The 22,205-nt window shown below is 63.1% G+C and carries 24 protein-coding genes; 12 read left to right on the top strand and 12 right to left on the bottom strand.

Features of this window, described 5'->3' with window-relative positions; translation table 11 throughout:
• The first annotated feature begins 29 nt into the window (after positions 1 to 29).
• The gene (locus tag AC0X69_RS06240; RefSeq protein WP_482612342.1) at positions 30 to 1,481 is read left to right on the top strand and encodes a tryptophanase; all 1,452 of its coding nucleotides are present in this window, start codon (positions 30 to 32) and stop codon (positions 1,479 to 1,481) included.
• Positions 1,482 to 1,523: 42 nt separating this feature from the next.
• Here the strand turns inward: AC0X69_RS06240 and AC0X69_RS06235 are convergent, their stop codons facing one another.
• The 3 genes from AC0X69_RS06235 to AC0X69_RS06225 form a co-directional block, all read right to left on the bottom strand.
• The gene (locus AC0X69_RS06235; protein ID WP_482612340.1) at positions 1,524 to 1,793 is read right to left on the bottom strand and encodes a hypothetical protein; all 270 of its coding nucleotides are present in this window, start codon (positions 1,791 to 1,793) and stop codon (positions 1,524 to 1,526) included.
• Positions 1,794 to 1,886: 93 nt separating this feature from the next.
• Positions 1,887 to 2,732 (bottom strand): class I SAM-dependent methyltransferase, encoded by an 846-nt coding sequence (locus AC0X69_RS06230; RefSeq protein WP_482612338.1) that lies wholly within the window; start codon positions 2,730 to 2,732, stop codon positions 1,887 to 1,889.
• A 33-nt stretch (positions 2,733 to 2,765) separates the two neighbouring features.
• Complete coding sequence (locus AC0X69_RS06225) at positions 2,766 to 3,533, bottom strand: bestrophin-like domain (RefSeq protein ID WP_482612336.1); 768 nt, start codon at positions 3,531 to 3,533, stop codon at positions 2,766 to 2,768.
• Between the two features lie 273 nt (positions 3,534 to 3,806).
• On the opposite strand from AC0X69_RS06225, the gene AC0X69_RS06220 reads away from it, so the two are divergent.
• Positions 3,807 to 6,224, top strand: coding sequence for a GAF domain-containing protein (locus tag AC0X69_RS06220; protein WP_482612334.1), 2,418 nt, complete (start codon positions 3,807 to 3,809; stop codon positions 6,222 to 6,224).
• A 480-nt stretch (positions 6,225 to 6,704) separates the two neighbouring features.
• Here AC0X69_RS06220 and AC0X69_RS06215 read toward each other — a convergent pair whose 3' ends face one another.
• Together AC0X69_RS06215 and AC0X69_RS06210 are read right to left on the bottom strand one after the other, a co-directional pair.
• The gene (locus AC0X69_RS06215) at positions 6,705 to 6,977 is read right to left on the bottom strand and encodes a hypothetical protein (protein ID WP_482612332.1); all 273 of its coding nucleotides are present in this window, start codon (positions 6,975 to 6,977) and stop codon (positions 6,705 to 6,707) included.
• Between the two features lie 25 nt (positions 6,978 to 7,002).
• Positions 7,003 to 7,419, bottom strand: a complete 417-nt coding sequence (locus AC0X69_RS06210; RefSeq protein WP_482612330.1) for an Lrp/AsnC family transcriptional regulator — start codon at positions 7,417 to 7,419, stop codon at positions 7,003 to 7,005.
• A gap of 136 nt (positions 7,420 to 7,555) precedes the next feature.
• Between AC0X69_RS06210 and ocd the strand changes: the two genes are divergently transcribed.
• Entirely contained in the window at positions 7,556 to 8,614 is a 1,059-nt protein-coding gene (ocd, locus tag AC0X69_RS06205) for an ornithine cyclodeaminase (RefSeq protein ID WP_482612328.1), read from the top strand.
• 41 nt (positions 8,615 to 8,655) lie between these two features.
• The gene (locus AC0X69_RS06200; protein WP_482612326.1) at positions 8,656 to 9,576 is read left to right on the top strand and encodes a dimethylarginine dimethylaminohydrolase family protein; all 921 of its coding nucleotides are present in this window, start codon (positions 8,656 to 8,658) and stop codon (positions 9,574 to 9,576) included.
• Here the strand turns inward: AC0X69_RS06200 and AC0X69_RS06195 are convergent.
• The 3 genes from AC0X69_RS06195 to AC0X69_RS06185 are packed head-to-tail and all read right to left on the bottom strand — an operon-like array spanning position 9,560 to position 10,725.
• On the bottom strand, positions 9,560 to 10,117 hold the full coding sequence (locus AC0X69_RS06195; RefSeq protein ID WP_482612324.1) for a peroxiredoxin: 558 nt from the start codon (positions 10,115 to 10,117) through the stop codon (positions 9,560 to 9,562). The two genes, AC0X69_RS06200 and AC0X69_RS06195, sit on opposite strands and share 17 nt — an antisense overlap.
• A gap of 30 nt (positions 10,118 to 10,147) precedes the next feature.
• Positions 10,148 to 10,453, bottom strand: coding sequence for an antibiotic biosynthesis monooxygenase family protein (locus AC0X69_RS06190; RefSeq protein WP_482612322.1), 306 nt, complete (start codon positions 10,451 to 10,453; stop codon positions 10,148 to 10,150).
• A 32-nt stretch (positions 10,454 to 10,485) separates the two neighbouring features.
• On the bottom strand, positions 10,486 to 10,725 hold the full coding sequence (locus tag AC0X69_RS06185) for a hypothetical protein (protein ID WP_482612320.1): 240 nt from the start codon (positions 10,723 to 10,725) through the stop codon (positions 10,486 to 10,488).
• A gap of 333 nt (positions 10,726 to 11,058) precedes the next feature.
• Between AC0X69_RS06185 and AC0X69_RS06180 the strand changes: the two genes are divergently transcribed.
• On the top strand, positions 11,059 to 11,358 hold the full coding sequence (locus tag AC0X69_RS06180; protein ID WP_482612318.1) for a YMGG-like glycine zipper-containing protein: 300 nt from the start codon (positions 11,059 to 11,061) through the stop codon (positions 11,356 to 11,358).
• An 18-nt stretch (positions 11,359 to 11,376) separates the two neighbouring features.
• A complete protein-coding gene (locus AC0X69_RS06175) occupies positions 11,377 to 12,051 on the top strand; it encodes an SOS response-associated peptidase (RefSeq protein ID WP_482612316.1) in 675 nt (224 codons plus the stop codon).
• A gap of 36 nt (positions 12,052 to 12,087) precedes the next feature.
• On the opposite strand, the gene AC0X69_RS06170 is transcribed toward AC0X69_RS06175, so the two are convergent.
• Genes AC0X69_RS06170 through AC0X69_RS06160 form a run of 3 tightly spaced genes read right to left on the bottom strand, consistent with a single transcriptional unit; the run spans position 12,088 to position 15,200 of the window.
• Positions 12,088 to 12,930 (bottom strand): GNAT family N-acetyltransferase, encoded by an 843-nt coding sequence (locus AC0X69_RS06170; protein WP_482612314.1) that lies wholly within the window; start codon positions 12,928 to 12,930, stop codon positions 12,088 to 12,090.
• 54 nt (positions 12,931 to 12,984) lie between these two features.
• Positions 12,985 to 14,502, bottom strand: a complete 1,518-nt coding sequence (locus AC0X69_RS06165; RefSeq protein WP_482612312.1) for a ribose-phosphate diphosphokinase — start codon at positions 14,500 to 14,502, stop codon at positions 12,985 to 12,987.
• Between the two features lie 38 nt (positions 14,503 to 14,540).
• Positions 14,541 to 15,200 carry a dienelactone hydrolase family protein gene (locus AC0X69_RS06160; protein ID WP_482612310.1) on the bottom strand — a complete coding sequence of 220 codons (660 nt, stop codon included), beginning with the start codon at positions 15,198 to 15,200 and terminating at the stop codon, positions 14,541 to 14,543.
• A gap of 139 nt (positions 15,201 to 15,339) precedes the next feature.
• On the opposite strand from AC0X69_RS06160, the gene AC0X69_RS06155 reads away from it, so the two are divergent.
• The 6 genes from AC0X69_RS06155 to AC0X69_RS06130 are packed head-to-tail and all read left to right on the top strand — an operon-like array spanning position 15,340 to position 20,430.
• Complete coding sequence (locus AC0X69_RS06155; protein ID WP_482612308.1) at positions 15,340 to 15,903, top strand: cold shock domain-containing protein; 564 nt, start codon at positions 15,340 to 15,342, stop codon at positions 15,901 to 15,903.
• Entirely contained in the window at positions 15,903 to 16,355 is a 453-nt protein-coding gene (locus AC0X69_RS06150) for an archease (protein WP_482612306.1), read from the top strand. Before AC0X69_RS06155 ends, AC0X69_RS06150 begins: the two co-directional genes overlap by 1 nt.
• 15 nt (positions 16,356 to 16,370) lie before the next feature.
• A complete protein-coding gene (locus tag AC0X69_RS06145) occupies positions 16,371 to 17,801 on the top strand; it encodes an RtcB family protein (RefSeq protein ID WP_482612304.1) in 1,431 nt (476 codons plus the stop codon).
• The gene (locus tag AC0X69_RS06140) at positions 17,801 to 18,868 is read left to right on the top strand and encodes a hypothetical protein (RefSeq protein WP_482612302.1); all 1,068 of its coding nucleotides are present in this window, start codon (positions 17,801 to 17,803) and stop codon (positions 18,866 to 18,868) included. The genes AC0X69_RS06145 and AC0X69_RS06140 overlap by 1 nt, the downstream gene beginning before the upstream one ends.
• A gap of 22 nt (positions 18,869 to 18,890) precedes the next feature.
• On the top strand, positions 18,891 to 19,562 hold the full coding sequence (locus tag AC0X69_RS06135) for a phosphoribosyltransferase (protein WP_482612300.1): 672 nt from the start codon (positions 18,891 to 18,893) through the stop codon (positions 19,560 to 19,562).
• 16 nt (positions 19,563 to 19,578) lie between these two features.
• Positions 19,579 to 20,430, top strand: a complete 852-nt coding sequence (locus tag AC0X69_RS06130; RefSeq protein WP_482612298.1) for an ROK family protein — start codon at positions 19,579 to 19,581, stop codon at positions 20,428 to 20,430.
• On the opposite strand, the gene AC0X69_RS06125 is transcribed toward AC0X69_RS06130, so the two are convergent.
• Positions 20,379 to 22,193 (bottom strand): ABC transporter ATP-binding protein/permease, encoded by a 1,815-nt coding sequence (locus tag AC0X69_RS06125; protein WP_482612296.1) that lies wholly within the window; start codon positions 22,191 to 22,193, stop codon positions 20,379 to 20,381. The genes AC0X69_RS06130 and AC0X69_RS06125 overlap by 52 nt on opposite strands.
• Positions 22,194 to 22,205 lie beyond the last annotated feature (12 nt).

Raw genomic sequence — 22,205 nt, 5'->3', positions numbered from 1 at the left:
ATGTGGACCGGCTGCGCGACGATGCCCATTTGAAGAGCAACGCGCCCGACAATCCATTGTCGAAGGAACGATCGGTTGCGGCTTTCAACGAGGCGAGCATTCCCGTGAGAACGATCATCGAGCCGTTTCGCATCAAGATGACAGAGGCGCTGCCGATCACCACGCGCAGCGAGCGCGAGGCGCTTCTCGCCAGGGCGCACAACAATGTTTTCCTCCTCGACGCCGACCACGTCACCATCGACTTGCTGACCGATAGCGGCACGGGCGCGATGTCGGACCGTCAGTGGTCGGCGCTCATGCTTGGCGACGAGAGCTACGCCGGAAGCCGCTCCTGGCGGCGCTTCGAGCAAACCGTGCGCGAGATTACCGGATTCAAACACATTTTTCCCACGCATCAGGGGCGCGCGGCCGAGCGAATCCTCGCCGCCACGCGTCTCAAGAGAGGCAACGTCATTCCCAACAACGGCCACTTCGACACGACGCGCGCGAACATCGAATATGTCGGCGCGATCGCGACCGATCTGCCGTCGACCGAAGCGCGCGACCTCCAGTCCGAGAAGCGCTTCAAGGGGAATATGGATATCGACCGACTGCAAAGAGTGATCGACGCGGAAGGCGCCGAAAATATCCCTTTCTGCATGATCACCGTGACCAACAACACCGGCGGCGGCCAGCCGGTGTCGATGGAGAATGTGGCTCGCGTCAAGAAAACGCTCGAGAAGCACAATATTCCGTTGATCATCGACGCTTGCCGCTTTGCGGAGAACGCCTTCTTCATAAAGGAGCGCGAGCAGGGCTTCGCCGATCGAAGCCTGCTGGAGATTGCGCGCGAGATGTTTTCATTCGCAGATGGGGCGACGATGAGCGCAAAGAAGGACGGGCTCGCAAATATCGGAGGGTTTCTCGCCTGCAACGAGGATTCCTGGGCCGCCGACTTCCGCAACCTGCTCATCCTCACCGAAGGATTTCCGACATACGGCGGCTTGGCGGGGCGCGACCTCGAAGCGATCTCCGTCGGCCTCATGGAGGCTCTGGAATACGACTATCAGCGCTATCGTCACGCGACCGTCGAATATGTCGCCAAGGCGCTGGTCGCGCGCGACATCCCTATCGTGCGTCCGGCCGGGGGTCACGCCATATTCATCGACGCAGCCGCCTTCTGTCCGCATCTAAAGGCAAGCGACTATCCCGGAATCGGGCTCGTCAACGCGCTCTATCTCGAAGGCGGGGTTCGCGCCGTGGAGCTCGGCAGCGTGATGTTCGGAAAACCCGCGCCGGGCGGCGGAGAGGAAATCGCGGCGCCGCATGAATTGGTGCGCCTCGCGTTTCCGCGCCGGGTCTATACGCAGAGCCACTTCGACTATCTGATCGAAGTGCTGGATGTCATCGCGCGCCAGCGCGCCGCGATCAAAGCCTATCGGATCACTGAGCAAGCGCCATTCCTAAGACACTTCACGGCGCATTACGCACAGGCCGGTTGAGCCCGCAAACTGCGGGAAGCATGCGCGAGGTTGCGTCGCCGCTCAGGCCGTCGACGACGGTCCGCCTTGAGCCGCCTGAAACTGCTTGAGTTCAGTCGCCGAATACTCGCCGCTTGCATTGCAGTTTGGGCAGGTCACGCGGAATGTGGCGGTTCCGGACAGCTCCAAGGCTCCCGTGCCTGTCGGTTCGCTCAAGATGGCGAAGTGCTGGTGGCACTGCTTGCATGCAAATCCGATATACCAGCTGCCTGGAATAAGCGCCGTCAACACGGATATATCATAAGCGCCGGTGAACTGGATGCCTTGGGCCATAGAGCGCCTCCTAAATCAGATTTCGATATCATGTAGCGCCGGGAGCGCTTGACGGCGATCCTTGGCAGGTTTGCGCTCGCCGGGGTCTGGCGGCTAGCGGCTGGAACTGCCTTGAGGCGTCGCATTCCTGAGCGTGCAAATTGAATAATACCCGTAAATAGGCGACGCCAACGGCTCGGTCGGCCAATAGGTTCGATGCAGGTCGGCGAGCGTGACGTGATCCAGCACGCTCGCGCCGCAACGAGCGGCGAGTTCGGGAAGATCGTCGAAGCCGTACGTCCAGGGGGCTCCCATCGCGGCGAATCTTCCGACGACGTCCGTGATTTCAGGGTCGCCAGTCGTGTTTTCAATCACCTCCTCGGCGAGATAGTCGAATGACGCCGAGCAGCTTCCGATATGGCGCATGAGGTCTGTCAGGATCTGCGAAACGGAAGCTTCGTTCAGATACATCGTGTTGCCTTCCCAGATGACATGCGTGGGAAGGTTGAACCGACATCCGCTTCGCTGAAGGAGATCGAGCATGCCGTCGGTCACGTAATCAGCCCCGATGTATCGGGTGTTGGGATCGACTCCGTCTTCTTGGAGTTTCGCTTCCTTGAACGCCTGGATTCCGGGGGCGTCGATCTCGAAATAGGTGACGCCGTCGTCCGCGATCCGTTGCGGCCTGGTGTCGAGGCCGGCGCCAAGTATGACGACCTGCCGGGCCCCCTGCGCGATCTGATCGCGAAGCCGGTCGTCGATGTAGCGCGTCCTTAAGCGCACATTATTCCTTATCGGCGGAAACGACTGCGAAATGCGATCCGCGGCTTTTTTCGAATCCTCATCAAGGAACAGATGGACAAAGGGATCGCGGTAGAGCGGATGCGCCTCTTTGTTCTCGTCATTGCGGTATTCGGCGACGACGAAAGCGGTTCCAACCACCTTTTGTATTCTGGTCATCTGGCTTCCCGATCTGACCGCTCGCCGTCGAAGTCATTTCTGAGGATAGCGCTCGAGCAATTGCGCGAGCGGTTCGGAATTCACGGCATTGGGCGGCGAATAGGGTTCATCGACGGAGGCGACGAGCGATATCGGCACGATCGCCGCCAGAGCGAAGATGGCCTGCGCGAGAAGCTGCGGCCGGGGTCGATCGAGATGCGCGACCGCGATAGCCACTTGCGTGATGAAGGCGATGATGATCACCGCCGCCCATTTGCGATCGTCGGGAAAGCCGCCCGCGAGCGCGAGCCGCTGTTCCCGCGCTGACCGCAGACGCATCACCGTATCGATCAGCGTGCGCTGGAATACGGGCTCGATTTTAGCGTCGGCGACGACGCGCGTGAGCCTGTTCAGCGCGGCCTCCGTCTCGGGCGCCTCCTTGCCGTCCTCCATGGTTTTCCATTCGAGGCCGACGACGGTCTCCACATAGTCGCGCACCGCGCGCGGGATGTCATTCGTGTTATCTCCATTGCTGGAGAGCGCCGTGAGCATCGCAAGTTGTTCACGCTCCAGCGTGACGGCGCGATAGGCGCTGCGATTCGCCTCCCAGACGTCCTGCGAAAGGAACGTCATCATCAGGCCGAAGAGCGTCGCCGGAACGGCGACGAAGGGCGGAACGACGCCTTTCCAGTTCTGCGCATAGGCTGAAAAGCGCGAAGCGAAGCTCAGCCAGCAGAGCAAGAGCGCAAAGGCCGCCATCGCCCCCGTGAGCATGAGACCCATGACGAAGGTCGTCTGCGACATCCAGAATTTTAAGAGCACGCGTCCCCTCGAATCGACAGCCCCGGCCTGGAGACATCCTAATCGAATTTCCCGCGAGATCGCGCGTCCCTTACGCCGGATGGAGACTTGTGGAGGGTATCGACGCGCGCGCTCCCAACCGGTCGCCAAAGCGACGATCCCCGTCAACGTGGGGGCGCTCCCTCTGACGGCCGGGACGGTCGTCAGATTTCGCCCTCCGTCCCGCGTTCCGGGGTTCCTCTCGCGCCCAAGCGCGTTACCTTTCGCGGAGTTGCCGCCCCGAGCTGAAAAGGCATGGCAAGCAAAAGCGACATGTCCTCTTATGCGGGTTCGATCCTGGAGGCCGTATGCCTGCCTTTGTTGGCGCTTGACCCACAGCTCAGGGTCGAGGTCGCCAATGACGCCTTTCTAAGACATTTTCACCTCACGCGGGAGGAGGCGGTCGGCCGACGCGTCTATGCGCTCTGCGACGGTCAGTGGGACATTCCGGAGCTGCGGCGCGCGCTGGAAGAAATTCTCCCGCGGCAATCAAGTTTCGATGATCTCGAAATCGAACATGCCTTCGCGCACATCGGCCGTCGCGTGATGCTGCTGAACGTCCGCCGGCTCGATGATATCGGTCTCATCATTCTCGCGATACGCGACATCACGGAGCAGCGGGGCAGGGAGGCCACGCGCCGCGAAGGCGAGTCCCGAGAGACGCTGCTCCAAGAGCTGAACGACGGGCTGCGTTCACTCCATGATCCGCACGCGATCCAGGCCAGGGGCAGCGAGATCTTGGCCCGCCATCTTCGAGCGGAGCAGGTCGCCTTTGCCGAGATCGACGAGGCGGGCGGATGCGAGCGGACCCAAGACGGCGCATCGCCCGATAGCGCCGGGCGCGACATGCTCGCGAGTCTCGTCGTGCCGTTCATCGGCGATCTGAAGCGCGGCAGGACAGTCGTGGTTGACGACATCCACAGCGACCCGCGAACGGCGTCGGCGGAAATCGCCCGCGGCTTTGAGAATCGGTCAGTCTCGGCGTTGATCGATGTTCCCGTGCTCGAGGACGGCCGGCTTGTCGCGACGCTCGCCATTCATTCCGGCGCGCCCCGAAAGTGGAGCGCGTCTGAGGCGGCGATTGCGGAGGACGTCGCCGGCCGCGCCTGGCCGGCCATGTCGCGGGCCCGGGCGGAAACGGCGCTGCGCGATTGCGAAGCGCGGCTCGCGGGATTGCGGGAGGCGCTCGAAGCGGCCCTGAACGACGCGCCCTTGGACGTATCGCTTGGGGTATTGGCGCGCATGGCGACCGCGCGGCTGGGAGGGAACGCCCGGGTCGCATTTTACCTCGCCAACCCTCAGCGGACGGAAATCCATCATGTCGTCGGCATGCCCGCGGACTACGCCGTGGCGGTCGATGGACTGAAAGTCGGTCCGGAGTCTTTGGCGTGCGGGCTCGCCGCTTACTCCCGGTCGCCGGTCCTCACCAGCGACGTCGCCGAGGAGCCACGCTGGGCGTCATGGCTCTGGCTGGCGGAAAAATTCGGATATCGAGGCTGCTGGAGCTTCCCGATTTATACCAGGACCGGCGCGTTCGTAGGGTCATTCGCGGTCTATTCGCCCCACCCGCGACAGGCGACCACGCGCGACATCGAACTCGCCGGGCTGATCACCCAGACCGCCGCCATCATCATCGCCCGACACGCAGAAGCCGAACTGCGCAAGCAGGGTGAAGAGGCGCTCCGCGAGAGCGAAGCGCGCTATCGCTTCCTATTTGAATCAATCGACGAAAGTTTCACCGTCGTCGAGCCGCTCTATGAGGAGGGACAGTCTGTCGACTATCGCTTCATCGAGGTCAATCCGGCGTTTGAAGCGATTACCGGACTGAAGAACGCGGTCGGCCGCACCGGCCGCGAACTCATCCCCAGCCTGGAAAAGGACTGGATCGACACAATCGGCAGAGTCGCCGCGACCGGCAAAGCCGAACGCGTCCTTCGCAGGGCGCGATCGCTTGGCAAGATTTTCGACGCCTTCGTCTTCCGCGTCGAGGGATGGAAAAGCGGTCGGGTCGCGATCCTGTCGCGGGACGTGACCGAGCGTGTTCGCGCCGAAGAGCAGCGCAGCCTTCTCATGCGGGAGCTCAATCACCGCTCGAAGAACATGCTGAGCATCGTGTTGGCCATCGCGCGGGCGACAACGGGGAAACAGGGACGCGACTTCGAAGACAAATTTCAGGAACGGATCTTGTCTCTCTCGACGAACCAGGACCTGCTTGTCGCCAGCAATTGGCAAGGCGTCCTGCTGCAGGATCTCGTGCGTTCGCAGCTGGCGCATCTGGAGGATCTGCTTGACGGCCGCGTCACGATCAGCGGCCCGCCGCTCACCATATCGGCTGCGGCGTCGCAATCATTCAGCATGGCGCTGCATGAACTTGCGACCAACGCCGTCAAATATGGCGCGCTGTCCAATTCGGATGGTCGCGTCGACATCGAATGGGGCATCGAGACGCAGGGGGACGCAAGCCGACGGTTCGCCATGCGCTGGCGCGAGACGGGCGGCCCGGCGGTTGTCGCCCCCGCGCGCGGCGGCTTTGGCTCCACCGTCATTCGCGACATGATCAGATTGAACCTTCGAGGCGACGCACGGCTGGAATACGACAGTTCGGGCGTGCTTTGGGAGTTCGACTGTCCGGTCGAGAATGTGCTGGAGGCGGCGGCGTTTCCGAAGGCGTGACGCCGGCGTAGAGCGTTTCGAGCACGCTGGCGGGCTGACAATCCAAGCAAGCCGACATGAGAGGAAGCCGACGCCTATGGCGCGCCGCCGCAACAAGGAGCGCTCGGTCGGCGGTGGTCTGCGGGCTCTTTTGCCGCTCTCAACGAAGAACGCCCCGCCGTTACATCCACGGTCGGGGCGCTTTCCGGAAGCGCCGTCGGCGCTTCGGTCCTGAAGGTGCGGCGGCGCATCCGCCGCGCCGTAATCTATCGGCGATCGCCCTGGTGATTGAGGCCGGATGAACTGCGCGACAATCTCGGCCGCGGCTGGCTCAACCAGCCGCCTGAGTGCGGCAGATTATCTTCGCAGAACGGGCGAATTTCGAGGTTTTGCAGAAGCGTCCTGATGGCGCTTCGCCTTCGCTGAAGCCTTCTGCTGGTCATTGGAAATCTCCTTCTTTAGAGACGGACCACAGAAACAACCGATTTATCGAGCGTCATCCTAACAACGATTGAAATCAAGCTCTGTTCCGAACTTCTCGCCGTACTGATCGACGAATTTCGTCAAGCGTTGCAAATTTGTCGCCACGTTTTTTGCAGCGCAACCGACAGAGTTCTGACGAGCGCCGTTGCAATGAACGCCCTGCTGCAACGCAAAAGCTAGTTGCGCAAGACGCATGATTGGAGCGCGAGAAAGCCTGCTGCACATGCACGGAAAACCTGCTGCACATGCACGGGAATTGAACTGCGACGGAATCCATTTTCCGATAACCAATCGATCACTCCAGGCCGCGAGATCTTCAGGCGGGCGCAAGCAGCAGGCTCGTTTCGCTTCGCGCGATGCCTTCGATCATTCTCACGCTCGACAGCACGCGATCGAACTCCTCAAGGTTGGCGCATTCGATTTCCGCGATGAGGTCGAATGGCCCGTTGGTGCTGTAGAGTGCGTGGATCTGCGGCAGTCCGCGCAGTGCATGCGCCACGCGGCGGGAATTCTTGCCGGCGACTTCGACCATCATGATCGCCCGGATGCGATCAGGCGCGGCTGGGTTCTTGAGCCGAACGGTAAAGCCAAGGATCACGTCGGACGCGATCAGCTTGTCGAGCCGGTTTTGAACCGTCCCGCGCGAGACGCCCAGCGCCTTCGCGAGCTGCGAAAGGGAGGCGCGCGCGTCGGTCCGCAGCAGGGCGATCAGTCGATGGTCGAGGTCGTCCATGGCGCAACGCCGTTGTGATTTTTGCCAATACTTATGGCTGACACGACAAAAAGCGATTCATTTTGACAATTTATGGCGATTTCGGTTGGCGCCGCCGCGACTTAGGCTTTCTGCGTTCGCAATCAGTGGAGAACGCATGGTCACGTTTCTCAGCGCGCGAGACATCGCCCGCGTCGTCTCAGAGGTCGGCGCGCGCCGCTTCTGGCTGCGGCTCGTCGATTATCTGCGAGAGGATTTTACACGCTGGGACGCGTTCGAGAAATCGCCGCGATACGCCAGCCATTCGCCGGGCGGCGTCATTGAGCTGATGCCGACGCGCGACGGCGAGGCTTTCGCTTTCAAATTCGTTAACGGCCATCCCGGCAACACCAAATTCGGCCTTCAGACCGTGATCGCCTTCGGCGCGCTCGCCGACGTCGCAACCGGCTATCCGACGCTTATCGCGGATATGACGCTCGCCACCGCTTTTCGCACCGGCGCGATCTCTGCTCTGGCGGCGACGCATCTGGCGCGCGCCGACAGCAAGATCATGGCGCTGATCGGTCTTGGCGCTCAGTCGGAGTTTCAAGCCTGCGCCTTCAACGCGGCGCTGGGCGTCGATCGGCTTCGCGTCTTTGACGTCGATCCTGCGGCCGTCGACAAATTCGAACGCAACATGGCCGACTTCGGCGTGACGATCATTCGTTGCGCCGATGCGCGCAGCGCCGCCGCGGGCGCAGACATCATTACGACGATCACGGCGGACAAACGATACGCCACGATCCTCGAAGACGACATGGTCGCCCCCGGAACGCACATCAACGCGGTGGGCGGCGATTGCCCCGGCAAGACCGAGCTTGCGCGCGCGCTGTTGCTGCGCTCCGAGATCTTCGTCGAATATGCGCCGCAGACGCGCATCGAGGGTGAAATCCAGCAGCTTGCCGCCGATCATCCGGTGACGGAACTGCGCGAGGTGCTTGCCGGCGATCGGCCCGGACGCACGTCCACTGAAGCCGTGACCGTCTTCGACAGCGTTGGCTTCGCCGTCGAGGATTTTTCGGTGCTGCGTCTGCTGCGAGACGCCGCGAACGAGACGGGCGTCGGTCGCAAGATCGAGTTGATCGCGGAACCCGCAAACCCGAAAGATTTGTTCTCGCTGCTGCACCCGCTCGACGCGGAACAGGAAGACGCCGCGCTTCTCCTTAGCGCGGAGTAGAAGGCGTGACTGACGGTCGTTCAACGCAAAAGGAACCGCTGATGAACTTCGACGCTGAAGCCGCTGTCCTTGGGGACGTGCCGCACGCGCTTGCGCGAGAAGACGCGGCGCCGAAGCGCGCGCCGGCGCCTGGCGGGCTTTTAATGTGCGCGCCGGACTATTTCGGCGTCGACTACATCATCAATCCATGGATGGAGAATCAGGTCGGACGCGCGGCGCTGCCGCGCGCCCGGGCGCAGTGGGAGAATTTGCGCCGTAATCTTTCGGCGCATAGCCATATTGCGCTTGTCGCGCCGACGCCTGGCCTGCCCGACATGGTTTTCACTGCCAATGCGGGACTGGCGATCGGCGACAAGGCCGTCGTCAGTCGATTCCACGCCAGGGAGCGGCGGCCCGAAGAGCGTCTGTTTTGTGAATGGTTCGAAGCGCAGGGCTATTCGATCGCGCAGTGGCCGCGCGACATTCCCTTCGAAGGCGCCGGCGACGCGCTTCTCGATCATGCGCGAGGCGTCATCTGGTGCGGCTACGGCTGGCGCTCAGGCGAAGAGTCGCCCAGGCATCTGCAGAAAATCTTCGGGCGTCGCGCGATCGCGCTGAAGCTCGTCGATCCCCGCTTCTATCATCTCGACACCTGCTTCTGCCCGCTGAGCGGCGGCTGGGTGATGTATTATCCGGCGGCCTTTGACATCGCGTCACTGGAAGCGATCCGCGCGATCGTTCCCGCCGAGAAGCGAATCGAAGTCGGCGAGAAGGACGCGCTCGCATTCGCCTGCAACGCCGTTGAAGTCGCCGGCCGGATTTTCCTCAACGCCTGTTCCGACGAGCTTCGCGCGCGTCTTATCGACGCCGGCTTCACGCCGGTCGTGACGCCCCTATCGGAGTTCATGAAGGCGGGCGGCGCCGCGAAATGCCTGACGTTGCGTCTGCCCGGCGCCGCCTCCCCCGTCACGCGGCAGGGCTGAGCGTCTCGCCGCCGACCGGCCGGTTGCAGGCGCACAGGGCGCCGGTCTGCAACGCGTCGAGCACGCGCAGCGTGTCTTCCGGCGCGCGGCCGACGTCGAGATTCGTCGCATAGACATGTTGAATGACGTTGTCGGGATCGACGACGAAGGTGGCGCGATAGGCGACGCCTGCAGGCGCGCGCACGCCGAGCCCATCGATCAGATTGCCCTTGGGATCGGCGAACTGCCAGATCGGCAGATTCTTCAGGTCCGCGTGATCGCGCCGCCAGGCAAGCTTCACGAATTCATTGTCGGTTGAGCCGCCGAGAACGACGGCGTCGCGCGCGGCGAATTCGTTCGACAGGCGCGCGAAGGCGGCGATTTCAGTCGGGCAAACGAAGGTGAAATCCTTTGGATAGAAGAAAATCACTTTCCACTTTCCCGGAAAGCTTTTCTCGCTGAGCGGTTCGAAAGCCGAATCGCCATTTTCTTCGATCTCGTTAAACCCGGGCTTGACGCCAATTATGGAAAACTGCGGCAGGCTGTCGCCGATTCCTAACATAACCTTCTCCCTGCGAGCGCCGTCGGCGCGCTATTGCGGATTGTCTCTGGAGACATTCGCGTCGAACTCCTCGAGCCGCGAGGCGCAGCGCGGTCCAATGCTTCCGCCGGGCGCGCCATAGAGTTCGGCGCGTCGCCAATCAATGAAGCGCTCTTCCGTCTCCCACATGGTGACCGAGAAGTAGAGAACGTGCGGGCCGATCTCCCTCCCTTTATGGAAGCGGAAGCCGATGAGTCCGGCCGCTTCCCGCAGCCGGACGCTTGTCTCTTTCCAAGCTGATTCGAACGTGTCTTCGCAGCCCTTGACGACCTTGAACTGGTTCGACGCCATGAACATCGCGCGTTCCCTCTTTGCCGCGGCCAAATGGCTCAGGACGTCTGCAGGGCGTGCTGCTGCGCGCGGCGCGACAGCACGACGAGCGCGGCGAATTCGTCGCATCTCTTGCGCATGCATTCATCCGAACAGGACAGCGCATAATGGCTGCGCAGCGCCGCAAGTCCGTGCCCGGCGAGTTCGATTTCATCGATCGATGTTCGAACCGAGTTCTGGTTCATCGCTTCGGCGAGAATCGAGTCAATGCGTTTTCTCTCGTGCGCAATTTCGCACATTGTTCTCTCCTTCAAGGATCAGAGCTTGAGGACGAGCATCCAGCTCAGAGGCGGGGAATCTCCGATGACGAAATCTCATCGACGCCGCGTGCATTGCGGTAAGATTTAGCAAGCAACTTCGTGCGTCAATACAATCCAACCCTGATCGGAAATCTTTCAGATAGCGTCTTTCAAACTATTCTTATTTGAAAGAATTGCCCGCCGCAGTGTGTCGTCGGCCACGTCGCCTCCGGCGGCATGGCCGTCATCCGTCAGGCCATCGTTCTGGCGCAAATCTGGGGTGATTGGCGATGCGCCGCAAAGGTCTGGCCTAAGCGCCATGCGGCGAAAACCATGAACAAGGGAACGAATATGAACAGCATCGCCACGCCCCGCCGCGCCAGGAAAGTCTTCGTCCTTGCGACGCTTCTGATGGCCTCAGCGCCGCTTTACGGCTGCTACACGCCGGCGGAGCGCGCTCTCGGCGGCGGCGTCATCGGGGGTCTCGGCGGCGCGGGCATCGGCGCGCTTGCCTCGGGCGGCCTCGCGGGGCCGACGCTCGCGACGGCGGCGGTTGGCGCGGCGGGCGGCGCGCTCGTTGGCGCCGCGACGGCGCCGCGCCCATATTACCGTCATCGGCGTCACTATTACTGAGCGGGACGGTCTCGCCCAATGTGCGGGCGTTTCACGCAGCATCTCTCCTGGGAAGAACTTCAACGGCTGGCCGACCTGATCGGCCAGCCGCGCAATCTGCAGCCGCGCTACAATGTGGCGCCCACGACGACGATCGAAGTTATCCGACCGTCGTCCGCGGGAAATGAACTCGTCCAGATGCGCTGGGGCCTGGCGCCGTCATGGTGGAAGAAGCCCTTGCGCGAACTTCCCGCGACCTTCAACGCGCGCGCCGAAACGATCGCCGAGAAGCCGATGTTTCGCTCCGCCTTCGCCGCGCGGCGCTGCATTATTCCGGCGTCGGGTTTCTATGAGTGGACGGGCGCGAAAGGCGCGAAGACGGCGCATTATTTTTTGGCCTCCGACCGCCGTCCGCTGGCTTTCGCCGGCTTGTACGAATGCTGTCGCAATATTGAGAGCGACGCCAAGGTGAATTCAGCGACGATCATCGTCGGTCCGGCGAATCGGTGGATGCGCCGCTTTCATGATCGCATGTCCGTCATCCTCGATTGGCGCGACGCCAACGCATGGATGAGGGGCGAGAACCCCGACGCATTGCTCCATCCGCCGCCCGAAGACGCTCTGCAGGAATGGATCGTGTCGCCGCGGGTCAACCGCTCCGGCGAAGCCGATGATGATCCGACGCTGATCGAGCCGAGCGTCACTGTCGCATGAAAGATCGGATTGAACGCAGGCGCGCGCCGCGCCGCGTTAGCCGAGTTCGAGTGTGGTGACGCCGTAGCAGCGGTCGATGCGGCCCGGCGGCGCCCCTCTCGTATACATGCGCGCAGTGTCGAACACGGTGGCCATCCGCCGCCGCTGAGCCAGTTCGATGGCGGCGGGGTTCGCTTCGGGCGCATCGAGAAACACCGGCGCGCCTGCGGCCCGCGCGCACAAGCCTTGAAACAACGCGTCGGCGATCGCCGGCTCGTCCGCGAACAGCGGTCCGATCTTGTAGCCTTCGCGGCAGGCGCGCAGCACGCCATAGCCGGCGAGCCGACCTTGCCTCATATAGGCGAGCGATGCGCCGCGCCGCTGAGAAATCCAGCTCGCAAGAAATTGCGAACGCGGTGCGGGAAAAATCGTCTGGTCGTACCGCAGGAGTTCGTCGAAGGGCGTCGACGCCAGTTCCGTCAACTCGGAAGGCGACTCGCCGCCGCCGACGCATTGATGACGTATGACGCGATAGGCATATTTGAACCCATAGCGGGCATAGGTTTCTTGCATGCCCATCGCGGCGTCGAGACCGACATTGCGTCCCTGCACATGGCGCAGCGCGACGTCGAAGAGGCGAAGACCGACGCCCTGTCCGCGATAGGGCGGACGAACGATGAAGAGTCCAACGTAACCGAAGCTCTCGTCATAGGCGACTGCCGAAACGCAGCCCAAGGGCTCGCCCGCCGATTCCGCGATAAAGAAGCCCTCCGGATCGACTGCATAGAAACACTCGGCGTCGTAAAGTCCGGGGTTCCAGCTTTCGGCAGCGGCCCAATCCAGCGCCACAGCAAGCTCGCCTTTGGACATTCGGCGAATGACGACGTCTTCAAGGTTCATGCAACGCTTGTGGCGCGAGTTCCTTCCGGACGCAACCTGAGCGTTGCGCGCACACTAGGCGCCTTCGAGAAGGTCGGTGATCGAACCGTTTCCGTGCAGTCGACGGATCGCTTCGGCGACGAGGCCGGAGACGCTGAGCAGCGTCAGTCTATCGCCGAGCGCGGTCGCCACGGCCGATTGCAGCGGCGCCGAATCGGTGATGATTAGTTCATCGATCGGGGCGTTCGCGAGAGTCGACGCGGCTTGCTCCGAAAAGACGCCATGCGTTGCCGCGACCCAGACGCGCGCCGCGCCATTCTTTCGGCAGGCCGCAGCGGTGCGCGCCACCGTGCCGCCGCCGGCGATGAGGTCGTCGATAATAATTGCGGTGCGATCCTTGACGTCGCCAGCGAAAATCTCGCCAGTGACGCGGCCTTCGCTGCGAACCTTATCCATGAAGGCTTTGGACACCGGCCGTTTCAGCACGCGCTCAAGCCGGAGCCGAAAAAGCTCCGCGCGCTTCTCGCCGCCGAGGTCCGGTGAAACGACGGCGACCGGCGAGTCTCCGATATTTGCGACGACATGACGCGCAAAGAGCGCCTGGGCGTCCAAATGGACGGTTTCGCAGCGAAAGGCGTTCTGAAAGGCGGCGATGTTATGCACGTCGATGCAGACCAGACGATCCGTGCCGAGCGCTTCAAAGAGCTGCGCGACATAACGCGTTGTGACGGGATCCCGCGGCTTCGTGCGTCGGTCCTTGCGCGCGAAACAAAGATAGGGGGTGACGGCGGTGACCCGCTCTGCGCCGGCGTCCTTCAGCGCGCCGATGAAGAATAGCAGCTTGCACAGCTTGTCGGCGCTGCTCGCGACATGATCGCCATTCAGGGTGAAGACGACATAGCAGTCGCGGCCGCGCACGTTTTCGAGCGGCCTGATCTTATACTCGCCGTCTTCGAACTCGCGGTCTTCGAGCGGCGTCAGCTCAGCGCCGAGCAATTGGGCGACATCTTCGCCAAATGACGTGCTTGCGCCCAGCGCAAAAATCGCAAGGCTGCGGTCCGCGGCCGCACGCGGCGCCCAGGCGGGCGCGCCATCCAGAACCTGCGCTGAGATTGCGGTGAGCGCCGAGTCGATCGTGCGCCCGTCTTCAGAGAGCGGCGCCGCCAGAATTTCCACGATCGCGCGATCGCGTCCATTTTCGACGCGCGTATATTGCGCGAGCACGGGTTGGCCTGTACGCCGCACTTCCGTCAACAGACGGCGCAGCCGCACAGCGCCGCGGCGATTGGCTGCTCCGCTCAATCTGTCGCCGATTTTGCAGGGGCCAAGCATCGCCGCCGCGGCAGACGCGCCTTCGGTCAGGACGCCGTCGTCGTTCCCCGCCTCGAAGCGATGTACGAACAGCGCCTCCGCGGCGGCGCGATCCTGCGGCGCGAAGCTGATCGCGCTTCTTTTGGGCGCTACGGCGCGGTCGCGCGCCGCCTCCCAGCGTTCATGCACGAGATCGAGCTCGAATCCTTGCGGCTGCGGCGCAAAATCCAGTCGCTCGAAAAGCCGTTTGAGCGGCGGATCGGTCAGCGCCATGGTCGTCATTTCGTCAAACCTTCCATCATCGTGCAAATTCGGCGAAACTATTCGCTCGCACTGCTCGGCGTCGCGCAAACATGCTCGATGAACCAATTGGTCGCGCGCTCGACGACGCTCTCCAACGTGCCGGGCTCCTCGAAGAGATGGGTGGCGCCGGGCACGATGTCGAGGCGGTTCCGACATCTGAGCAGCTGCTGCGCGCTGCGATTGAGTTCGATGACTCCATAGTCGAGTCCGCCGACGATCAGCAATGTCGGCGCTTGAACGCGCTCCAGCGCGTCGCCGGCAAGATCCGGCCGACCGCCCCGGGAGACGACGGCGGCCACGCGCGGTTCGTCGGCGGCGGCGACCAGCGCAGCCGCGGCGCCCGTGCTCGCCCCGAACAGGCCGATCGGCAGGGCGGAAGTCTTGCTCTCCGCGCCGGCCCAGGCGATCGCCTCAGTGACGCGCGCGCCGAGCAGCGGGATGTCGAAGACATTGCGGCGAAGTTCGCCTTCCTGGGCGGTCAGCAGGTCGAACAGCAAACAGGCGAAGCCCCGGGCGGCGAGACGCTCGGCGACGAGTCTGTTGCGAGGGCTGAAGCGTGAAGAGCCGCTGCCATGCGCGAAGATGATCAGCCCCCGCGGCGACTGAGGCAGGTACAGCGATCCCTCCAGCCGATGCGGCGCAATCGCGACGTCAGCGGTGGTGAAGTCGCTCGACATGGTCGGACCTCGTGTGAACTGGACGATTCAGCCTACATGGCGTTGCTTTATGAGTCTTCTATCTGGAGAAGCCGCTCAGCCCTCGCCATATCTCTCTTGGGACGCTCATCTGTGCGCCTTAGCTCTGGGAGGATTTTCGATGGAAACGCAGCCCAAGATTGATTTTCAGGGCGTTGAGCCTTCATCCGACCGGCAAGACAAAATCATGCGTCTGATCGAGAAGCTGGAGGAGCGCTACGGACGTGCGACAGCCTGTCGCGTCGTCGTCAAGGGCCCTGGCGCGCATCATCATACGGGCGGGCTCTATGAGATCAACCTGCATCTCGTCCTTCCCGACAAGCGCGAGGTGGCGATCGAGCGCACGCCGCAACTCGACGAGCGTTTTCAGGATTTCGATTTCGCGCTCAATGACGCGTTCAAGCGCGCGCGGCGCCGGCTGCAGGACCAGGTGCGGCGCATGCGCGGCAAGGTGAAGCATCACGAGTCGCCGCCGACCGGCGTCGTGAAGAAAATGATGGCGGAGGAGGGGTATGGCTTCATCGAAGGCCCCGATGGCCGAGAGATCTACTTCCACCGCAACAGCGTCGAAGATCCCGGCTTTGACGCATTGAAGCCCGGCGCTCGCGTTCGCTACCGGGAGGAGGACGGCAAGGAAGGCCCGCAAGCGAGCCGCGTCACGCCTCTCGGCCGCGACGCCGCGTGATGCCGGCGATCGCCGCCGTCAGCGATCCCTCAGCGGTCGCGCGCTGGGAGCATTTTCCGCACGACGCCGACATTGGCGTGCGCGGCTATGGCGCGACGCCCGGCGAAGCCTGTGAACAGGCCGCCCTCGCCATGATGGCGACGATCCTTGATCCCGCGACCGTCCGGCTTGATGAGGCGGTCGAGGTCGCGGTGGAAGCGCCGCGCCTCGACTTGCTGCTCGTCGACTGGCTCAATGCGCTCATATACGAGATGGCGGAGCGCCGCATGGTGTTTGGCGCGTTCGACGTTAAGATCGAGAATAATCGTCTCGAGGGCCGCGCTCTCGGCGAAGGCGTGTCGCGCGCGCGACATGCGCCAGCCGTCGAAGCGAAGGGCGCGACCTACACAGAACTTGCCTTCGTCGAGGATCGGCCAGGACTATGGCGGGCGCAATGCGTGATTGACGTTTAGCCGCGGGAGGGTGCGATGGACGTTTCACGTTTCGAGAAGCTTTCGGACACGGCCTGGCGGATCGAGCCCTTCGCGGGCATGCGCGTCCCGGCGATCATTTACGCGACTGAAGACCTGATGAAGGAAATGGACGACAAGGTCTTCGATCAGGTGACGAATGTCGCGAAACTTCCGGGCATCGTGCGGGCTTCCTACGCCATGCCCGACGCGCATTGGGGCTACGGCTTCCCCATCGGCGGCGTTGCGGCCTTCGATGCGGATGAAGGCGGCGTCGTGTCCGCGGGCGGCGTCGGGTTCGACGTCTCATGCGGCGTGCGGACGCATCTCACGCATCTGACGCGCGAACAGGTCGTCTCCGTTCAGCAGGAGCTCGCCGACGCGCTGTTCGAACATGTTCCGGCCGGCGTCGGCTCGGAGGGCGAGATCTCCCTCGACGAAGAGGACATGAACGCCATGCTGCTTGGCGGCGCGCAATGGGCGGTTGCGCGCGGCTTGGGCCGCACGGAGGATCTCGATCGCATCGAGGAGGAAGGCTGCGCCGCCGGCGCCGAACCGGCGGCGGTGTCGGAACATGCACGTAAGCGGCAGCGCCGCGAAATGGGCACGCTGGGGTCGGGGAATCACTACCTCGAGGTGCAGGAAGTCGCCGGGGTTTTCGATGCGAAAACCGCCGCCGCATATGGCCTCGTCAAGGGCGAATGCGTCGTCACGATCCATTGCGGTTCGCGCGGCCTCGGTCACCAGATCGGCACGGAATATCTTCGCGAGATGGTGCTGTCGGCGCAAGGCTACGGGATTGATCTGCCGGATCGCGAATTGGCCTGTGCGCCGATCACATCCGAGCTTGGGCAAAAATATCTCGGGGCCATGCGCGCCGCGATCAATTGTGCGCTCGCGAATCGCGAGATTATCGGCCATCTGGCGCGACAGGTCTTCGCCAGGTTTTTCGCGCATGGAGAATTGCCGCTCATGTTTGACGTTTCACACAACACCTGCAAGGTGGAGCGTCATGCGATCGACGGCGAGACACGCCAGCTCTTCGTTCATCGCAAAGGCGCGACGCGCGCGTTTGGCCCCGGCCATGAACGTCTGCCCGAGGCGCTCAAGCCACATGGCCAGCCGGTGCTGATCGGCGGCAGCATGGGCGCAGGCTCCTATGTGCTCGCCGGCATGCAGACGAGCGAACGGCAGGCGTTTTCCTCGGCCTGTCATGGCGCGGGACGGCGCATGAGCCGCCATGCGGCGACGCGCGCCTGGGGCGGTCGCCAAGTCGTTGACGATCTTCGCGCTCAAGGAATCATCGTCAAGAGTCCCTCGCTGCGCGGCGTCGCTGAAGAGGCGCCCGGCGCCTACAAGGACGTGCGCGCGGTCGTGGATTCCGCGGAGGCGGCAGGATTGGCGAGGAAGGTCGCCTTTCTGAAGCCGCTCATTTGCGTCAAGGGCTGATGAGCGGCGCGACGATGCAGTCGATCCCGCAAAACCGGGCAAGCGCTGTTTGCGACAGGGGCGCGCCCCTAACCGCGGACAAGGTTCGATTTCTCAGCGCGCCCGAGGCCTATCCGCATGCGCCGGCGTCGGTCACCGTGCTCGAAACGCATATGTCCTATGTTTTTCTCGCAGGCGAGAGGGTCTACAAGCTCAAGAAGCCTGTCCGTTATCCCTTTCTCGATTTCTCGACGCTCGGCGCCCGCGAACACAATTGTCGCGAGGAGGTGCGCCTCAACCGCCGGCTCGCGCCCGATGTTTATTTGGGAGTCGTTCCGCTGACCTATAGTCTGGAGCGGGGCATGGCGCTTGGCGGCGACGCCGCCGCCGTCGACTGGCTCGTCGCGATGCGTCGTCTGCCGCAGGAAGCGATGCTCGATCGGCTGATCGCTGAAGATCGGCTGACCATGCCGCAGATTGACGCGCTCTCCGATACGCTGGCGGATTTCTATCGCCGTGTGGAGCGCTCTTCGATCAGCGCCGAGGATTATGCGCTGCGTTTCTTCCGGGAGCAGGAAAAGAACCGGGATATTCTGACGCGGCGGGATTTCGCGCTCGATCATGGACGCACGCCCATTCTGCTCGATCTTCTCGACGCGAGACTCGCGGCCAGCCGATCGCAGTTGCAGGACCGCGTGCTTGAAGGCCGCGTCGTCGATGGACATGGCGATCTGCGGCCAGAGCATATCTGCTTTCGCGATCCCATCGCCATATTCGACTGTCTGGAGTTCAACGCCGAGCTGCGTCAGGTCGATCCCTTCGACGAACTCGCCTATCTTGGCGTCGAATGCGCGCTCATTGGCGCGAAGACGCTTGGCGCCGACATCGCCGAAAAAGTCGCGCAGCGGCTCTCCTGCGAAGCGCCGCGAAGTTTAGTTTCACTCTACGCCGCTTGGCGCGCGATGCTGCGCGCGCGGCAGTCCGTGGCGCATCTTCTTGACGATACGCCGCGCGAGCCGGCGAAATGGGAGCCGCTGGCGACGCGCTATCTTAATCTCGCGCAATCGGCGCTGGCTGCAGACAATTAGACAGGGAAGGCGAGGGGTCATCATGTCCTTCTACGACCGAACCGACGCAGGACGCCGCCTCGCCGCCGAGCTTGAGAAATTCAAGGGCGAGGATGTCGTCGTCTTCGCCCTGCCGCGCGGCGGCGCGCCGGTTGCAGAGCCGATTGCGACTTCGCTCAATGCGCCCCTTGATCTCGTGCTCGTCAGGAAGATCGGCGTGCCCTTTCAGCCGGAGCTTGCGATGGGCGCCGTGGCGGATGGCGGCGATCCGGTCGTCGTGCGTAACGAGGATGTGATCGCCATGGCGGATGTCAGCGAGCAGGCGTTTCAGGAGGTATGCGCACGCGAGCTTGAAGAGATCGAGCGTCGCCGTCGACTCTATCTCGGCGGGCGTCCGCGTCCTGAGGCGAGAGGCCGGGTCGCGATCGTCGTCGATGACGGCGTCGCCACAGGCGCGACCACACGCGCGGCCTTGCGCGCCGTTCGCGCACGCGCGCCGAAGAAGCTTGTGCTGGCGGTTCCGGTCGCGCCGCCGGATACGCTCGAGTCGCTCGCGCCCGAGGCTGACGAGATCGTCTGCCTCGAGACGCACCGCGCTTTTGGCGCGATCGGGTTTTTCTACCGCGACTTTCGTCAGATCAGCGACGAGGAAGTGATCGAAATCCTCAATCGGCAGGCGCGAAAAGTCGCCGGCGCGCCGAAGTCCGGAACCTGAACATCGGAGCAGATGGATGTATGTCGTCGCCGATGTGGGGGGAACCAAGACGCGGGTCGCCGGCGCGTTGGATCACGCCGAACTCGCCGAGCCCGCCATCGCGGAAACGCCGAGCGATTATCGCGACGCGCTGGAGTTCCTATGCGCGGCGGCGTCAAAGGCGGCGGCGGGCGCGCGGATTCGCGGGGTCGCCATCGGCGTTCCGGGCGTGTTGTCGCGGGACAAGCGCATTCTCGTCAATGCGGCCAACCTTCCAAAATGGAATGGCGCCGCGCTGGCGGAAGACGTTGAAGCCAGGCTCGGCGCTCCGGTCTTGCTGGAGAATGACACGGCGCTGGTGGGGCTTGGCGAGGCGAGCGTCGGAGCGGGCAAAGGCTCCGCCATTCTCGCCTATGTCACGATCTCGACCGGCGTGAATGGCGTGCGCATCGTCGACGGGCGAATCGACAGGGCGACATATGGTTTTGAAATCGGTGAGCAATTTATCGACTGCGGCGCGCTCAACTTCGAAGAGCTGGTTTCAGGAGCCGCCATCGCCCGCCGCTTCGGAGCGGAGCCGCGCACCCTCGGCGCGGATCATCCAGTGTGGGATGAACTCGCCGCGATAACGGCGCGCGCGCTGCATAACACGATTGCGCACTGGTCGCCGGATCGGATCGTCATGGGCGGCGCCATGATGAGCGAGATCGGCATTTCGATCGATCGCATAGCGACGCATTTACGGGCCTTGCCGCACAAGAACCCGGCGCTTCCCGATATTGTTCGCGCGAAGCTTGGCGATTGCGGCGGTTTGTGGGGCGCGCTTGCAACACTGCGTCAGGAAGGTGATCGCAGACCAGCGGCGGCGGGAAGTTCGTCGGTTGGCTGATTAGGCGCCGCTTCCGCTGAACCAAGCCGCGTATCGAGCGTCAAATGCAGGACTCGGCGGAAAAACAGGTCTTGGCTCTTTGGTCCGCCGATATGCACCAGCGCCGTATCTGCGAGCTCCTTGTCGAGCGCGTCGAAGAAAAGCTGGCGGGCGTGCGACGATAGCGAGTCGAGCGCTTCATCAACAATGACGAAACGCGGCTTGTGAAGCGCCACTCGGGCGAAGGCCAGCTCCTGCTGCTCAACGTCCGTCAGCTCCTGTTCCCATCGCGCGACCCGATCGAGCCAAGGCGTGAAATGCGCTAGATCAAGCTGCGTCAGCGCCGCGATATAGGCGTCATCGGCAAAGCTCGCCGGGGGCAGCGGATAAGAAAGCGCGCTCCGCAGCGCAAGATCGGGAAGATAAGCGCGCTTAGGGATAAAGAGCATGTGCTCGGGCGGCGGCGCGCGCACGACGCCGCTCCCCACGTTCCACAGACGGGCGAGCGCCTGGAACAGATGCGTCTTGCCCGACTTGCGCTCGCCGACGATCAGCACGTGATCGCCGGGCGCGATCTCGACGTGGGATTCGCTCAAGCTTGTGCGGCCGGCATAGGACAGGATTCGCAGCTCGTCGATGACTAGAAGATCTTTGTCAGTCCGCTCGAACGAGATGCGAGGCGCGCGGGGAGGGACGCTGTCGGCTTCCAGAAGCGCCGCGCGAAAGCCAGCGACGCGATGCAAGGTGGCGCGCCAGTCGGCGATGACGCTCGCATTATCAACGAACCAGCGCAGCGACTGCTGCACCTGCGTGAACGCTCCGACCGCCATCAGCAGGCCGCCGAATGTGAGATTTCCTGCGAAATAGGCCGGCGATGCGACGATGATTGGCGCGACGATGGTGAACCAGCCGTATCCTGCGGTGACCCAGGTCAGATTCGTCGTCGCCGTGACGAGCCGGCGCAGCACCGTCAGCAGGCGATCGAATTCCCGATGCAGACGGCTTTCCTCGACATCCTCGCCCCTGCAGACCGCGATCGCCTCGACATGCTCGTTGACGCGCATGAGCGCGAAGCGCAGCTCGGACTCTCGTCCATAGCGCTCGGCGCCGAGTTCGACGAGCGGCCGGCCGACCCTCCAGCTGCCGAAGGAAGCGATGCTCGCGTAGAGCAGCGCGCTCCACACCATGTAGCCGGGAATGGCGATTCTTGTTCCGGCAATGTCGAAGGTGACGCCTGCTGACAGCGCCCAGAGGACGCCGATAAAGCTCACGAGCAGCAATGTCGCCTGTAACAGACCCACGCCGAGATCGGTCGACACTTCGGCGAGACGCTGCGCGTCGGCATGTATGCGCTGGTCGGGGTTGACGCCGATTTCGCCCATCGCTGCAATGCGGAAACCGCGGTGCGGCGTCAGCCACTGAAGGAACAGGTCGCGGGTCAGCGCCTCTCGCAGTTTCAGCTTGGTCATGCTCGCGAGCCAGGTCTGCGACACATTGAGGACGAGCAGCGCGCCGGCGATGATCGCGAAGACGATAAGCTGGTCGCGGACGCCGGAGAGATCCTTGCGCGCCAGCGCGTCATAGAAGGGCTCGTTCCAGGCGTTGAGCCGAATCTGGCCATAGGCCGTTGCGGCGACGATGACCACAAGACCGGCGCCCAGCCAGATCAGCGCCGACCGCTGGCGCGAGCATTTCAGCGCGGCGACAACCAATCTCAGGTGCGACGGGAGATCGTCGGCCGCAGTCCTGCGCGTGTTTACGGGCTGAGCTTCTGTGTTCGCCATCTCAGGACCGAT

This window comes from Methylocystis sp. Uni0008 (genome assembly GCF_056838045.1).
The sequence above is the reverse complement of the archived record's forward strand: the minus strand, read 5'-3'. Positions and strand labels throughout refer to the sequence as shown.